Source organism: Collinsella sp. CLA-ER-H2, assembly GCF_040092405.1.
Lineage (GTDB): Bacteria > Actinomycetota > Coriobacteriia > Coriobacteriales > Coriobacteriaceae > Collinsella.
Window position 1 is genome coordinate 22,442 of sequence record NZ_JBBNLO010000024.1, and the last position, 15,545, is coordinate 37,986.

13 protein-coding genes are annotated in these 15,545 nt (G+C 61.3%); 12 read left to right on the plus strand and 1 reads right to left on the minus strand.

Going from position 1 to position 15,545, the window contains the following annotated elements; translation table 11 throughout:
• Positions 1–137: 137 nt before the first annotated feature.
• From AAAX59_RS07600 to AAAX59_RS07650, 11 genes are all read left to right on the plus strand, one after another.
• Positions 138–770 (plus strand): hypothetical protein, encoded by a 633-nt coding sequence (locus AAAX59_RS07600; RefSeq protein WP_349071331.1) that lies wholly within the window; start codon positions 138–140, stop codon positions 768–770.
• A 433-nt stretch (positions 771–1,203) separates the two neighbouring features.
• The gene (locus AAAX59_RS07605) at positions 1,204–1,626 is read left to right on the plus strand and encodes a hypothetical protein (RefSeq protein WP_349071332.1); all 423 of its coding nucleotides are present in this window, start codon (positions 1,204–1,206) and stop codon (positions 1,624–1,626) included.
• A gap of 123 nt (positions 1,627–1,749) precedes the next feature.
• Entirely contained in the window at positions 1,750–2,280 is a 531-nt protein-coding gene (locus tag AAAX59_RS07610; protein ID WP_349071333.1) for a DUF6036 family nucleotidyltransferase, read from the plus strand.
• Positions 2,277–2,840: a hypothetical protein gene (locus AAAX59_RS07615; protein ID WP_349071334.1), complete on the plus strand. Its 564-nt coding sequence runs from the start codon at positions 2,277–2,279 to the stop codon at positions 2,838–2,840. Before AAAX59_RS07610 ends, AAAX59_RS07615 begins: the two co-directional genes overlap by 4 nt.
• Before the next feature lie 51 nt (positions 2,841–2,891).
• Positions 2,892–4,247 (plus strand): DNA recombination protein RmuC, encoded by a 1,356-nt coding sequence (rmuC, locus tag AAAX59_RS07620; protein ID WP_349071335.1) that lies wholly within the window; start codon positions 2,892–2,894, stop codon positions 4,245–4,247.
• A gap of 127 nt (positions 4,248–4,374) precedes the next feature.
• Positions 4,375–6,177: an ABC transporter ATP-binding protein gene (locus AAAX59_RS07625; protein WP_349071336.1), complete on the plus strand. Its 1,803-nt coding sequence runs from the start codon at positions 4,375–4,377 to the stop codon at positions 6,175–6,177.
• Positions 6,178–6,240: 63 nt separating this feature from the next.
• Positions 6,241–6,906, plus strand: coding sequence for an endonuclease III (gene nth, locus AAAX59_RS07630; protein WP_271728845.1), 666 nt, complete (start codon positions 6,241–6,243; stop codon positions 6,904–6,906).
• A gap of 157 nt (positions 6,907–7,063) precedes the next feature.
• Complete coding sequence (gene mfd, locus AAAX59_RS07635; protein WP_349071337.1) at positions 7,064–10,696, plus strand: transcription-repair coupling factor; 3,633 nt, start codon at positions 7,064–7,066, stop codon at positions 10,694–10,696.
• Positions 10,697–10,752: 56 nt separating this feature from the next.
• Entirely contained in the window at positions 10,753–11,616 is an 864-nt protein-coding gene (locus tag AAAX59_RS07640; RefSeq protein ID WP_349071338.1) for a phosphatase PAP2 family protein, read from the plus strand.
• A gap of 45 nt (positions 11,617–11,661) precedes the next feature.
• On the plus strand, positions 11,662–12,687 hold the full coding sequence (locus tag AAAX59_RS07645; protein ID WP_006235142.1) for an aminotransferase class V-fold PLP-dependent enzyme: 1,026 nt from the start codon (positions 11,662–11,664) through the stop codon (positions 12,685–12,687).
• 77 nt (positions 12,688–12,764) lie between these two features.
• On the plus strand, positions 12,765–13,355 hold the full coding sequence (locus tag AAAX59_RS07650) for a GNAT family N-acetyltransferase (protein WP_006235141.1): 591 nt from the start codon (positions 12,765–12,767) through the stop codon (positions 13,353–13,355).
• A gap of 21 nt (positions 13,356–13,376) precedes the next feature.
• Here AAAX59_RS07650 and AAAX59_RS07655 read toward each other — a convergent pair whose 3' ends face one another.
• Positions 13,377–14,099 (minus strand): GntR family transcriptional regulator, encoded by a 723-nt coding sequence (locus AAAX59_RS07655; RefSeq protein WP_006235140.1) that lies wholly within the window; start codon positions 14,097–14,099, stop codon positions 13,377–13,379.
• A 205-nt stretch (positions 14,100–14,304) separates the two neighbouring features.
• Here AAAX59_RS07655 and AAAX59_RS07660 point away from each other — a divergent pair, with 205 nt between their 5' ends.
• A complete protein-coding gene (locus AAAX59_RS07660; protein WP_006235139.1) occupies positions 14,305–15,297 on the plus strand; it encodes an SIS domain-containing protein in 993 nt (330 codons plus the stop codon).
• The last annotated feature ends 248 nt before the right edge of the window (positions 15,298–15,545 follow it).

The window sequence follows — 15,545 nt, forward strand, 5'->3', positions numbered from 1 at the left end:
CTGATAAGAAGTTTGTGTGCCGCCCCTTTTGGGGCGGCACGTTTTGTTTGGGGGCTGGTTGGGACGGCACCGTTCATGGGTGGGGTACACTGGGTAGCGACTTTTAGTTTATCTACTACCTGATGGGGTGTTTTTGTATGGGTAAGAAGTCTCGGGCTCGGGTTGCTGCGGCGGGGACTCGCAAGGATCCTGGTCGTCGGGTCCCTGAGGGCAAAAAGGCCGATCGTGCCGAGAAGGACAAGAAGGTCGGCGCGCATGCTCATCCTGAGTGGGCGCCCCATTTGAATTCGGCGGGTGAGGACCTGACCGCCAAGCTGTTTACGATGGTCGAGGTTATCTTGGGCGTGGTGCCCGTGGTGGTCATCGGTCTGTTCCTGGCCTCTAAGGATGCCACGAGTGTGGATAAGCTCACCGATGTCTTTTCTCAAGACCCCTCGATGGTGGTTACGTTTATCTCGGCGTGTCTGCAGCCGTTTGTGGCGTACATGCTGTACATGATTTATCGCAAATACTGCGAGGGCGATGCGGGCTTTGCCGCCGGCAACCTGATCGGCCTCTTGTGCTCCGAGATTTTGTTGCTCAATATTCCCGGCGTCATCGGCATGGGCATCTTGTTGTGGCGTGTCTGGCGCAACGTTGCCCCGCACTTCGAGAGCTGGCTGTTTGAGCGCCGCGCAATGGGCGTGCTGGTCGACATCGCGGGCTCGCTCGTGATTCTAGCCTTGGCGTTTATGTGTGCCACCGCCGCCCGAGGTTTCGCGGGCATGTAGTCTGTCCTCACCGACCACGGAGCGCAGGGCGGGGAAACCTTTCCCTCTCGCTCACGGCTTCGCAGGGTCGCGCGAGGCAAAGGTTTCCCCGCCCTGCGCTCCGGCGTTGAGTCGTCGCATGCTCGTTACAGAAAAGCTGATAATAAGTTTGCGTGCCGCCCCTTTGGGGCGGCACTTTTTGTGTGGGGTCCCGGTCTTCACAATTTCCGTCAAGCTTTTGGTCAGGTTTTGGTTAGTTGGCGGGTTGGTGGAAGGGCAAAAGATTATTCGACAAAAAAGCTCAGAGAAAGTGCTGGTAGGGGAGTTGTTGAGGTTTTCGACAGCTTTTGTCAACAAGAAACTTTGCGGCTATTGCTACGGATTGCGTTGCCGTGGCCTTGGCGGTGCGGGATGCTGGGCGTAAGCGTCGAATGCTCCGATTTTGGAGGCCAGCATGGACCTGTTTCTTGAGACTCCGCAGCAACAAGCCGAGCGCATGTTGCGCCAACAGCAACGGCTTATGGAGATGCAAATGCAAGGGGTAGCCGCTCAGCCCCCTGCGCAAAATGCCACGCCTGCGGTTTCGCCTGCGGGCAGATCGGCGCCAGAGAACTATTCCGTACAACAAGATTCATATGCGCAGGAGCTTGCGTTCGACAAGCGCCGCACGCGTCACCGCCGCGTGGGCCAGCGCCTGCGCACGTTAGCGATGATTGTGCTGATCCCGTTGGGACTCGCAGCAATCTTCTTGGCCTCATATGCCTTCACGTGCATTCTCAACGGCGCCTCACCCAATGAGGTGCTTCAGCACTTGGCAGCTCTCGGCCAGCGCCTAGGCGACGTCATAACAACCATCCGCGCCGGCTGGGAGAGTTAGCGTTTGTCATATTAGGACTTCTAGGGTGTACGGATTGTCGCCACGAGTAGAATCCTTGCATCCTTTGGGTCCTGTCGTGCGACTGAATAGTATTATTGAAGATGAATAATAATAGGATTTGCTATGTATAAGCAGGATTTAGAGCAGACTCTTTTGGGCATTGACGAAGAGGCGGAGCTGGAAATAGGTCCAAGAGACGACAGGCCGAGCGTTGTATTGGTGGGAGGAAGCGCTTTCATGCTAAACGATGTGACGAATCGGTCGGTTACACATGACATTGATGTGTTTGAGGCAGACAGGTGCCTCCGCGAGATCATAGCTCGATACCCCGAGGTGAATGGTATGACGGTGGCATATTGTAATCAGATGCCATTCAATTACGAAGATCGTTTGCTTCCCTTGAAGATTGGGGCACGTTTTATCAGGTACTTTACGCCATCTTTGGAGGACCTGGCGGTAATGAAGCTCTATGCCTACCGTCCGAACGACATCGTCGACCTCCATAGTCGAGCGTTTATCGACCGACTTGATTGGGATCTGCTCGAACGGCTTATATTCGACGAGGGAGAAGCGCTGGCGTCGTCGCCTTCGGAGCGAAGCTATCAAGAGATGGTCTGTGCATATAGGCAATACAAAAAGGAGGTGCTCGGTTGAATCTGACTTTTGAGGGATTTTTGAAAGGCTATTGCCGAGAGCTGTCCGGGCAACAGTCGCTGAGTTTTAGAAAACTGGTTGAGCAGGCGACGACGGTTGCGCCGCGCGTGGCGGAGCCTCTGTTCTTGCTCGCTTTGGCGCAGGGAAAAGCCGAATACGTTCTGGGTTTATCCGAGGGCTCGTGGATGGAAGAGAGCTATCGAGGTGTTTTGTCTCTGTATGGCCAAGCGGGTAGCCTGGCATCTCTATGCGCCGAGGATAAGCTCCCCAATCGTTACGCCAACGTTTGGCACGCGTATAGAGGGGTGAAAGAAAAGCCAGCGGCCGACAGAAGGGTGAACGCCCTGATGAGAAAGAGAACACTGGAAGCATTGGAGGAATCGGGTGTAACGCGCTATGGCATCTGCCGTGCTCTGCACCTGAATAAAGGAAACGTATACGCATACTTGGCCGGCGATGACTCAAAGGTGAGCAGGAAAACGGCGCGCCGCATTATGGAATATGCGGAGGAGAGGGGCACCCAAGAAGGGGCCGGGCGCCCGGTGCGTGTGGCGGGGTAAGATTGATCGCGGTTTTGATTGGTGATCGATTGGGTTTGTTGGGCGGAGTTTATGTCTGCTATTGATATTGTGCTTGTTGTGATCGCCTTGGTGGCGGTGGGGGTTGCTGTGGCTTGCGCCCTCCAACTCAAGAGCCTGCGTGCCGAGTTGCGGGAGCGTGCCGACAGTAGCGCGGAAACGTTGGCAGCACTCGAGCAGGCTAACAACGCTCTCGATGCCCTGAACGTCGCGCTGGCCGAAACCCGCCGCACGGCCAATGCCATCGCGCAGCAGCAGACGACAGATGCGGCCGTGGAGCAGCAACGTTACCTGACCATCGCACGTGAGTTTTCGCAAGCTGGTGACCGGATGGATGACCTGCGTCGCGAGACGGCCCAACAGCTCGGTGCCAACCGCGAGGGCATCGAGCACCGCCTGGACAAGGTGCGCGAGACGGTCGATGCCCAGCTGGGTGCTATCCGCAAAGACAACAACGTGCAACTCGATCAGATGCGCGCAACGGTGGACGAGAAGCTCTCCCGCACGCTCAACGATCGCCTGTCGGCATCGTTTAAGCAGGTGAGCGACCAGCTCGAGGCCGTGTACAAGGGCCTGGGCGACATGCAATCCATCGCCACCGGCGTGGGCGATCTTAAGCGCGTGCTGGGCAATGTGAAGGCGCGCGGTATTTTGGGCGAGGTGCAGCTGGGTGCGATCCTGACGGACATCCTCACGCCCGACCAGTATCTGGAAAACGTTGCCACCAGGCCCGGCGCCTCGGAGCGTGTTGAGTTTGCCGTCAAGCTGCCGGTGGACGAGGGCGACCCCGTGCTGCTGCCGATTGACTCTAAGTTTCCGGGCGACGCGTACGAGCACTTGCTCGACGCGCAGGAGTCGGGCGATGCGGAGACCGTGGCGGCTGCGCGCAAGACGCTCGACACCATGGTCAAGCGCGAGGCCAAGGACATCTGCGAAAAGTACCTGAGTGTGCCGGCAACGACCAACTTTGGCATTATGTTCGTTCCGTTTGAGGGACTGTACGCCGAGGTCGTCAGCCGCCCCGGGCTTATCGAGACCCTGGGCCGCGACTATCACGTCAACGTTGCCGGTCCCAGCACCATGGCGGCCATCCTCAACAGCTTGCAGATGAGCTATCAGACGTTTAAGTTGCAAAAACGTACCGACGACGTGCTGCGCGTGCTCTCCGCCGTCAAGGCCGAGCTGCCGCGCTATCAGGCGGCGCTGCGCCGCGCCCAGCAGCAGATCGAGACCGCGGGCAAAACGGTCGAGGGCATCATCACCACGCGCACCAACGTCATGGAGCGCAAGCTCAAGGACATCGACGCGCTGGAAGACGCCGACCAAGCCGATGAGATCTTGGGACTCACGTCCGCGAGCCTTCTCGCGGACCAAGAAGACGAGGACTAATTGCAACAAGACGGTGAGGCACCGGCACAAACGCGGGCGCCCCACCGCTTTTCGCATCGCGCTTGCCTGAAGCGCGCTTCAATGTGCAACAATGGCGTTTCGCCCTATCAGACGCGAAAGGAAGCCCATGTCTCAGAGAAGCACCAGCCCGCTCAGCCGCTCCACCGTGCGCCGCACGCTGCAGCGGTTTTGGGGTGTCACGCGCACGCAGCCGCTGATTGTCTTTCTCTCGGTATTCTCGTCGGCGGGCTACATCTTTTTGCTGACGTTTGCCAATACCTATGTGATGGCCCTCATTGTCGACCGCGTTCAAGCCGGTCCCGTGGCGGGTGACCAGGTGTTTGAGGTCTTCGGCCCCTATATCCTGGCGCTCGTACTCGTTAACCTGGTGGGTCAGATCCTCTCCAAGTTACAGGACTACACCGTCTACAAGCTCGAGATTGCAGGCAACTATCACCTGGCGCGTCTATGCTTCGACACGCTCTCCAACCAATCCATGACATTCCATACCAGCCGCTTTGGAGGATCGCTCGTGAGCCAGACGAGTCGTTTTATGAGCGGCTACACGGGGCTGGTGGACGTGACGGTGTATTCGCTCATCCCCACCATCACCTCGGTCATCTGCACCGTGGCCGCACTCGCCCCGGTGGTACCGACGTTTACCGTGATCCTGGTGTGCATCATGGTCGTCTACATCGCGTTTGTCTGGCTTATGTACAAGCGCATCATGCCGCTTTCGGCCGCGACGTCCGCCGCACAGAACAAGCTCTCGGGCGTGCTCTCCGACGCGGTCACGAACATCTTGGCCGTCAAGACCTGCGGGCGCGAGGACTTTGAACGCGATCTGTTCGACGCCGCCGATCGTGCCGCGCGCGATGCCGAGACGGTCTCGATGCACGCCATGATGCAGCGCAACTTTACGACCTCGGGTCTTATCGTCATCACCATGGCCGTGGTGAGTGTGTTCGTGGCGGGCGGCAACGCGTGGTTTGGCATCTCGGCCGGCTCGCTCGTCATGATCTTTACCTATACCTATAACCTCACCATGCGCCTGAACTACGTGAGTTCCATGATGCAGCGCATCAACCGCGCTTTGGGCGATGCGGCCGAGATGACGCGCGTGCTGGACGAGCCGCGTCTGGTGGCAGACGACCCGGACGCTCCTGAGCTCAAAGTGACCGAGGGCGCGATTGATTTTGAGCACCTGAGCTTTGCGTACCGTGACGCTGCGGCGGGCGAGAACGTGTTCGATGACCTGACACTTCATGTGGCGGCTGGCCAGCGCGTGGGCCTGGTGGGCAAATCGGGCTCGGGTAAGACGACGCTCACCAAGCTGCTGCTGCGCCTAGACGATGTTCAGGGCGGCCGCGTGCTTGTGGACGGTCAGGATGTCTCGCGCTGCACGCAGCAGAGCCTGCGCCGCCAGGTTGCCTACGTGCCGCAGGAGGCGCTGCTATTCCACCGCTCCATTCGCGAAAACATTGCCTACGGTCGTCCCAACGCCAGTGATGAGCAGATTCGCGAGGCTGCGCGCCTGGCCAACGCGACTGAGTTTATCGACCGCTTGCCCCATGGCTTTGACACCATGGTGGGCGAGCGCGGCGTCAAGCTTTCGGGTGGTCAGCGCCAGCGCGTGGCTATCGCCCGCGCGATTCTCACCGACGCGCCGATTCTGGTGCTCGACGAGGCGACCTCTGCCCTCGACAGCGAGTCCGAGGCGCTGGTGCAGGAGGCACTCGAAAACCTGATGCGCGGGCGCACCTCCATTGTGGTGGCGCACCGCCTGTCCACCGTGGCGGCGCTCGACCGCATTGTGGTGCTGGCCGATGGTGAGATCGTCGAGGACGGCACGCATGCGCAGCTCGTCGAGGCGGGTGGCGAGTACGCAAGCCTGTGGAGCCGTCAGACCGGCGCATTCTTGGAGGCGTAAGCGTCTCGGACGTGGGACAATTGTGCCCATAAGTTTATTGTGCCGTTGAGCCGAGGAGTCGTTATGCCACGCGAGACCAATGCCGCCAAGCGCGAGCGCGCCATCGAGGTGTGTGAGCGCCTCAACCGTCGCTATGGCCCGGTCGAGTGCTTTTTGGACCACGAGAATCCCTTCCGCCTGCTGATCGCGGTGCTACTCTCGGCACAAACGACCGACGCGCAGGTCAACAAGGTGACGCCGCGGCTGTTTGCCCAGTGGCCCACGCCCGAGGCCATGGCCGGGGCGAGCGTGGCTGACGTGGCAGACACCATCAAGTCACTCGGCTTCTACAAGAGCAAAGCCAAGCATGCCGTCGAGGCCGCGCAGATGATCGTCGCCGACTATGGCGGCGAGGTGCCGGCCGACATGAAGGAGCTTGTAAAGCTGCCGGGCGTGGGACGCAAGACGGCGAACATCGTGCTCAACGTGGGGTATGGCATCGTGGAGGGCATTGCGGTGGACACGCACGTCAACCGCATTGCGCACCGCCTGATGTTGAGTCCCAAGACGCATGCCAAGGAGCCGCTCAAGACCGAGCAGGATCTGCTTAAGATTTTGCCGCACGAGTATTGGGAGTCGGTCAACCATCAGTGGATTACCTTCGGTCGCGAGATCTGCGACGCCCGCAAACCCAAGTGCGACGAGTGTCCGCTGGCAGATTTGTGCCCCAGCGTGCGCGTGACGGGGTAGGGCGGAACTCATCTTCGTCTGGCGTTTTTTGCGGGGCCGGGTTTGCCCTTGAGCCGGAGTTCTCTCCATGCGCTACCATGACAGGCAACGAATTTGACGAACGACCCGCCGAGCTTGCCCCGGCGGGCTTTTGGCGTTGCGATGTCGGAGGAACAGCATGCTCATTCACCGTATAGCCGCGCAGCTCTACACTGCCGAGGCCTTGCAGACCGTCGAGCCCGGACTCGATGCCGGCGAGGACGTGACGCTGGCCGTGTCGCAGTCGGGTCGCACGCTTATGGCGGCAGCCCAGTTTGCGCGCCGTCCGCGCCCCACGGTCTACATTGTGAGCGGCGAGGACGCGGCCGATCGCGCCGTGCGCAGCCTTGCCGCTTATGTGGGCCTGGCGCACGTGTGCCGTTTTCCCGAGCGCAAGGACTATCCGTGGCGCGAGCAGGCGCCCGACGACGCCGTGGTGGCGCAGCGCTGCGAGGCGCTCGGGCGCATCGTGCGCGGCGACAACTGCATCATGGTCGCCTCGGCCCGCGCGCTGCTGCGCTGCGTGCCGCCGGTCGAGAGCCGCTACTGGGAGTCCACGACCTTTGCGGTGGGCGAGGAGATCCCTTTTGACGAGGTGCCGCAGCGCCTGGTGGGCATGGGCTACACCAATGCCGGCGCCGCCGATGCACCCGGCCTGTTCCGCGTGCACGGCGACACCGTCGAGGTGTTTCCCGCACAGGAAAAGGCGCCCGTGCGCATCGAGTTTTTCGGCGACGAGATCGACCGTATCCGCCGCATGGTGAGTTCCACGGGCCAGACCATCGGCAACGAGGACAGCATCGAGATCTTCCCCTGTCGCGAGCTCGCACTCACCGACGACGCCGTCCACAACATGCATGTGGCGCTCTACCGCGCCAGCCAGGACGACAGCAAGTTGGCGGCGCTGCTCGAGATGGTGGATGCACGCATCGTCACGCCCGAGCTCGACCGCTTTTTGCCGGTGATGTACGGCCAGACCGTGAGCCCGCTGTCGCATGTGAGCGGCAAGGCGCTCGTGGTGCTGTCCGAGCCGCGCTCGCTGTTCGACGACTGCCTGCGCGCCTACGAGGATATCGAGGCACGCGCCGGCGAGGCAGGGGTCGACCGTCTGGACGGCCTGTACGTGCGTGCCCAGCAACTCGACTTTGGTGCCCAGCAGCGCCTTAACTACGTGAGCTTGATTCGTGCCGGCGGTGCGGTGACGGCAGAGCTCAAGATTGAGCAGCCGGCCATCGCGGGCTCGGACAATCGCTTTATGACGCGCATCCAGGAGGTCGTGGGCAAGCGCTATGCCTGCGTGTTTGCCATCCCCGACCGCGGTGCACGCGAGTCGATGGAGCTCACCTTTGGCGATGAGGGTATTACCTTTGAGGAGTCGCTGACGGCCGCGCCCGAAAACGCGGGCGCTATTGGCGACCGTGTGCGCGTGGCAGCGGCGGATTCTGCCGATCGTGCTGTCCGCCAGGATGCTCATGCTGCAATTCGCGAACGCAAGGTCGACGCGCTCAACGCCCGCTCGCTCGAGGCGGGCGCCGCGCAGGCTGCCGCCGGCGCCGCCGTGCCCACCATCTCGCGTGGACGCGTGACCTTTGTCGATGCCGCCTTGCCGCAGGGCGTGGTGGTGCCCGATGCCAACCTGGCCGTGTTCTCGATTGCCGACCTCAACGCCCGCATGGACGCCAACCGCGCGCGCAGCCGCCGCAAGGTGGACATTACGCAGATCACGTTCCCGTTTAAGCCGGGCGACTACGTGGTGCACGCCACTCACGGCATCGCGCTCTTTAGCGAGATCGCGCGTCAGGAAGTGGGCGGCAAGGAGCGCGACTACTTTTTGCTGGAATATGCCGACGGCGACAAGCTCTACGTGCCGCTCGAGCAGGTCGACCGCATCACGCGATACGTCGGTCCCGACGGCGATAAACCGCGCTTGACCAGGCTCAACACCGCCGACTGGACGCGTGCCACCAACAAGGCGCGCAAGAACGCCAAAAAGCTGGCGTTTGACCTGGTCGATCTGTATACGCGCCGCTCGTCGATTACCGGTATCGCCTGCCCGCCCGATACGCCCGAGCAGATTGAGATGGAGGAGAGCTTCCCTTACGACGAGACGCGCGATCAGCTGGAGGCTATCGCTGACATTAAGGCCGACATGGAGGCACCCAAGCCCATGGACCGCCTGCTGTGCGGCGACGTGGGCTTTGGCAAGACCGAGGTCGCCCTGCGTGCGGCGTTTAAGTGCGTGGACTCCGGCCGTCAGGTCATGGTGCTTTGCCCCACGACCATTTTGGCCCAGCAGCACTACGAGACGTTCTTTGAGCGCTTTGCCCCGTTTGGCCTCGAGGTCGAGGTGCTCAGCCGTTTCCGCACGCCGGCGCAGCAAAAGCGCGCGCTCAAGGCGTTTGCCGAGGGTGCGATCGACGTGCTCATCGGCACGCACCGCCTGCTCTCGGCCGATGTGAACCCCAAGAACCTGGGCCTGGTGATCATTGACGAAGAGCAGCGCTTTGGCGTGCAGCACAAGGAGCAGCTCAAGAACCTGCGCGAGCAGATTGACGTGCTCACGCTTTCGGCCACGCCCATCCCGCGTACCATGCAGATGGCCACGAGCGGCGTGCGCGACATGAGCCTGATCACCACGCCGCCCACCGGACGTCGCCCCGTGATCGTGCACGTGGGGGAGTACGACCCCGACGTGGTAAGCGCAGCGATTCGCCTGGAGGTGAGTCGCGGCGGACAGGTGTACTACGTGTCCAACCGCGTCAAGACCATCGATGACGCCGTGGCGCGCGTGCATGAGGTCGCGCCCGAGGCGCGCGTGGGCGTGGCACACGGCAAGATGAGCCCGCGCGAGGTCGAGGACGTGATGATTGAGTTCGCGACCAAAAAGATCGATGTGCTCATCGCCACGACCATCGTGGAGAGCGGCATCGACAACGCGACCGCCAACACGCTGATCATCGAGGACTCGCAGCGCCTTGGCCTGGCGCAGCTCTACCAGCTCAAGGGCCGTGTGGGCCGCTCTGCCACGCAGGCCTACGCGTACTTTATGTTCCCCGGCGAGCTGCCGCTCACCGAGGAGGCAACGGCGCGCCTGACCGCACTTTCCGAGTTCCAGGACCTGGGCAGCGGCATGCGCATCGCCATGCGCGACCTAGAGATCCGTGGCGCCGGTTCGCTTATGGGAGCCGAGCAGCACGGCAACCTGTCGAGCGTGGGCTTTGATCTGTTTACGCAGATGCTGGGCCAGGCCGTGGCCGAGGCGCGCGGCGATGACGACGCCGGCGTGGAGGCGGCGAGCGTGGGTATTAACCTGCCGGCCGACTACTTCTTGTCCGAGGAGTACCTGCCGGCGGTGGACCAGCGCGTGCTCGTGTACCGTAAGCTCGCAGCGGCCGAGGACCTGGAGAGCATTGACGAGGTGCAGGAAGAGACCGAGGCCGCGCATGGTGAGCTGCCGTTGGCGGGACTCAACCTGTTCAATCGCGCGCGCATCCGCATTCGCGGCGAGCGCCTGGGGCTCGAGAGCGTCACGCTCAGCGGCGGTCGCATCACGTTTTTGGGCGTCGACGTGCCCAAGAAGGTGGCCTTTGAGCTTAAGACCCGCTATGGCGCGGTGAACTTCCCCAAGAGCCGCAAGCTATCGGTGCCCTACAAGGCGGGCGCCGGCGCGGGCAGCGGCCTGGGTCGCGGTCTCGACGCCAACGACGGCACCGGCCCCGTGGCGGCCGCGCTCATGCTGCTGCAACAGCTGGGTGCCAGCGACGACGACTAACGGGTCGACGCTGCAAACGCCCCATTTGGGCAATCTGGCTCCATCGAAAGGAAAGCATGTTCGGATACATCTATAAGAAAGATGTCGCCATTATCGCGGTTGTCCTGTGTCTTTGTCTGGGCGTGGGCAGCTTCTTCGATTATCAGATCTCGAGCGCGCTGTTCAATATCGGCAGCATGTACGGTCGCTTTATCGAGGCGGCCGGCGAGCTGCCGTTTGAGCTGACGGCGAGCATCGCGGGCGTTATGCTCGTGCGCGCGGTGCGTCCCGACTCCAGGGGGAGCAAATGGCTCGCCGTGCTCGGCATCCTCATCAACGTGGGCCTGCTCGGCTACGAGATCGTTTCGTCCCTGAGGGTTGGCGGCAAACTCATCGCGGCTCAGTTGGTGCTGACGTTTGTGCTGGTCATCGCCGCCAATCTTATCGTCTATCGTCTCACGCGCACGACCGAGCCCGACGAGCTCACGCGCTGGGCGTTGATGGTGCTTGTCGTGTGGGTCGCTCAGGCCATCATCCTCAACGTGATTGTCAAGCCGCTGTGGTCGCGCCCACGCATGCGCGTGATCGAGGTGACGCAGGGACTCGAGTTTCAGCCGTGGTGGGTGATCGGCAACCCTGACAAGTGGGCCTATATTGCCGCCGGTGTAGTCAAGGACGGCTTTAAGTCGTTTGCGAGCGGACACACGGCGCATGCGGCGATTGGCCTTATGCTCGCCGGGCTTCCCGCGGCAGCCTTTAAGGAAAAACCGTCGCGTCGCCGCGTGATCTTTTGGGCGGCGGCTGTGGTCGCGGCGCTCGTCGCGCTTGGCCGCATCGTGATCGGTGCACACTTTTTGAGCGACGTGAGCTGCGGTTTTGCCCTGGTACTGGCGCTTGAGTGCCTTGCCGCGCGCATTGCCTATCCCAACGGCGTACAATAGCTCCGTTTGAATCATCTGGCCGATACCCGGTAAGAGAGGATTGCCATGCTCGCGTTCAACAACGACTATTCCCACGGCGCACACCCAGCGGTGCTGCAGGCGCTCGTCGATACCAACATGGAGCCGCAGCCCGGCTACGGTACCGATGCGCATACCGAGCGTGCCAAGCAACTTATTCGCGAGGCCTGCCAGGCCCCCGATGCCGACGTGTTTTTTCTGGTGGGCGGCACGCAGGCCAACGCGACGGTGATCGACATGCTGCTCGCGCCGTACGAGGGCGTCGTTGCTGCCGAGACTGGCCACGTCGCCTGCCACGAGGCGGGCGCCATCGAGTTTGGCGGCCACAAGGTACTCACCATCCCCGGCTACGAGGGCAAGATGCACGCCGAGGACCTCGAGAACTATATCCAGGTGTTCTACGAAAACGAGAGCTACGAGCACACGGTGTTCCCGGGCGCCGTGTACGTGAGTCTATCGACCGAGTACGGCACGCTGTACTCCAAGGCCGAGCTCGCGGCGATTCATGCGGTATGCCAGAAGCGCGAGATTCCGCTGTTTGTGGACGGTGCTCGCCTGGCCTATGCGCTGGCGGCCGATGAGTGCGACATTACCCTGCCCGAGCTGGCGCAGCTGTGCGACGTGTTCTACATCGGCGGCACCAAGTGCGGCGCGCTCTGCGGCGAGGCTGTGGTGTTCTGCGGCATGCACGCTCCGGCACATCCCATTCCGCGCATTAAGCAGCACGGCGCGCTGTTGGCCAAGGGCCGCCTGACGGGCGTGCAGTTTGAGGCACTCTTTACCGATGGCTTGTATTTTGAGATTGGTCGACAGGCGATCGAGACGGCCCAGACGCTACGTCGTGTGCTGCACGAGCGCGGTTACCAGTTCTTTTTGGAGACGCCCACGAACCAGCAGTTTGTGATTCTGCCCAACGAGGATATGGCCCGCATTCGCGAGCATGCCTCGATCGAGTACTGGGAAAAGTACGACGATACTCACACGGTGGTGCGCTTTTGCACCAGCTGGGCCACGACGCAGGAGGACATCGACGCGTTGGCGGCTGTCCTGTAGCCTGATGTAATGACGAGGGGCCGCCTTGCGCTGGGTTTGGCGCAAGGTGGCCTTTGTTTTTGAGGGGGAAGGGTTGTATGACCGAGATGTCCGATCCGACGATTCGTCTGGCGACGCCCGATGATGCGCCGGCGTTGCTTGCCATCTATGAGCCGTATGTGCGCCAGACGGCGATTACCTGCGAATACGAGGTGCCGAGCGTTGAGGAGTTCGCCGGGCGCATCGAGCGCACGCTCAAGCGCTATCCGTATCTGGTGATGGAACTGGACGGGCGTCCGGTAGGCTATGCCTATGTGAGTCCGCTCAACAGCCGCGAGGCATACGACTGGTCGGTCGAGACATCGATCTACCTGGCGCGTGATGTGCGCCACGGCGGGCTGGGCCGCAAGCTGCATGACGCGCTTAAGCAATGCCTGATCGCGATGGGTATCACCAACATGTGCGCCCTCATCGCCGTGCCGCACGACAAGGACGATGAGTACCTGACGCACAACAGCCAGGACTTCCATGCCCATATGGGGTATCGCCTGGTGGGCGCCTTCGATCGCTGCGCCCAAAAGTTCGGCCGCTGGTACGACATGTGCTGGATGGAGTTGGTCCTAGCCGAGCGCGTCCCCAACCAACCCAAACCAACCTGGTTCCCCGACCTCCTCAAACCTACCATTTAGGGACAGGTTTATTTTGGCAGGTTAGCCGATGGGCTCGGTGTATTTGGCACGGTCGGTGCGCTGGATGCGCTTGGAGACATGGAGCGGTCGGCCGTCGGTGTCGTACACGTAGTCGGTGATCAGGATCAGCGCCTGCCCGCGCCCAACGTTGAGCAAAAACGCCTCGTTTTGCGAGGCATAGCACACCTCAAAGGTCTTATGTCCCTGTGCCGGCGCGCGATGGAATTCCTGGCGCAGCGTGGCGTAGAGCGAACCGTTGATATCGCGATCGATGAGTGCTTCAAAGCTCGGTGGTAGATAGGTGGTCTCCAGGCACAGCGGCGCATCGTCCAGATAACGCAGGCGGACAAGTTTGACGAGCTTGCTGCCCACGGCGACATCGAAGAACTTGGCCGCATTGCCCGCGGCCTTGGCAAAGCCCGAGTCCACTGTGCGCGTGGTGGGCTTCATACCCTGACCCTGGACCTGTGTCGTGTAGCTCGAAAACACCAGGTTGTTCTCGTGGAGTGCCGGCGTGTCGGCCACAAAGGCGCCACGCCCGCGCTCGGTGCGCACCAGGCCCTCGTCAACGAGCACCTTAAGGGCGTGGCGTACGGTGCTGCGCGACAGCCCCGATTCGTCCATGAGTTCCATCTCGGACGGCAGCTTGTCTCCGCGCGCGTAGGTGCCGGAGGCGATGCGGTCGCGCAGCATGCCCGCCAAGCGCTCGTATTGGGTCAGTCTCTTTTTAGATGAAGCGTTCATGCGATCAACCTGTATCTAACCTGTATGCGTATCTAATCAAGCATGTATTCAATACAACAACAAAACCGCTGGTATCAAGTTATCGAAAACCGTATCAGCAAATTTTTTAAGACAAATATAGCATACAACTAGTCGACATAACCAAAACATGTATGTAACTTGTATGCCATCGAGAGCATCAAACGAGAAGAAAGGCTGATGCACGATGACTACTCAGGAACAGGTTAAGGACGTCGTCTCCCAGGTTTTGGCCGACAAGGCAGACAAGGGCGGCATCAAGCGCGTCGTGTGGATTGGCGCCGGCGGATCCAACGGCGGCAACTATCCTGCCCAGTACTTTATGGAGCACGAGGCCACGCAGGTCGTGAGCTCCAGCTACACCAGCAATGAGTTCGTGCACGCCACGCCCGCCTATGTCAACGAGAACACCCTGGCCGTCGTCGTGTCCATGCGCGGCACCAAGGAGACCATCGTCGCCGCCCAGGTCGCCAAGGACCACGGCGCCAGCACCATCGCCATCTATGTCGATGAGTCCGGCCTCACCGAGGTCTGCGACTACAAGATTCAGTATGACAGCCTGGCCGTCGACGAGTCTTGCATGGGCCGTACCAACTCCGCCGTCGTGACCATGATCGCCATGGAGCTTACGCAGCAGACCGAGGGCTATGCCGAGTATGAGACCGCTATGGCCGCCTTCGACCTGGTTGACCCCATCTATCGCAAGGCCGTCGAGTACACCCGTCCGCTCGCCGCCAAGTGGGCCGAGCAAAACGCCGACAAGCCCTGCATCAACGTGATGGCTCAGGGTCCGCTCTTTGGTGCCGCCTACGTCTTTAGCATCTGCAACGTGCAGGAGATGCTGCAGATCGACTCCTGCACCATCAACACCTGCGACTTCTTCCACGGCCCCTTCGAGATCCTGGACAAGCGCACCTCGCTGTTCCAGCTCATCAGCGTCGGCCGCAGCCGCTGCAACGACGAGCGCGGCATCCGCTTCGTCAACCAGTACGGTGGCGAGCGCGTCTATCAGCTCGACGCCAAGGAGCTCGGCCTCAACGACATCAAGGACAGCGTGAGCGAGTACTTCAATCACCTGATCTTTGCCCCGATCCTCAACAACGTGTACATGCGTGCGCTCTCTGCCGTCACCCACAAGGACTACATGACGCGCCGCTACATGTGGAAGCTGGACTACTAGGGGATATTGGTTCCGCCGTTCTACCGAACGGCGGACCGGCCGACGCTGCGCACCCGGCATTTGGCCAATCTACCGTTCAATTTCAAAGGCGCGACCAGAAGGTCAGCGCCTTTTCATTACGGGCTTTAGCCTGTGCGGGGCGCGCAGCGCGCCGCATCAGAAACCACCCGCTATGCGGGTGGGGACAACCGGCTTTACAAAGCCGCCCCCTCGCCGGACACTTGCGATTGTTCAGGCCGCAAGGAATC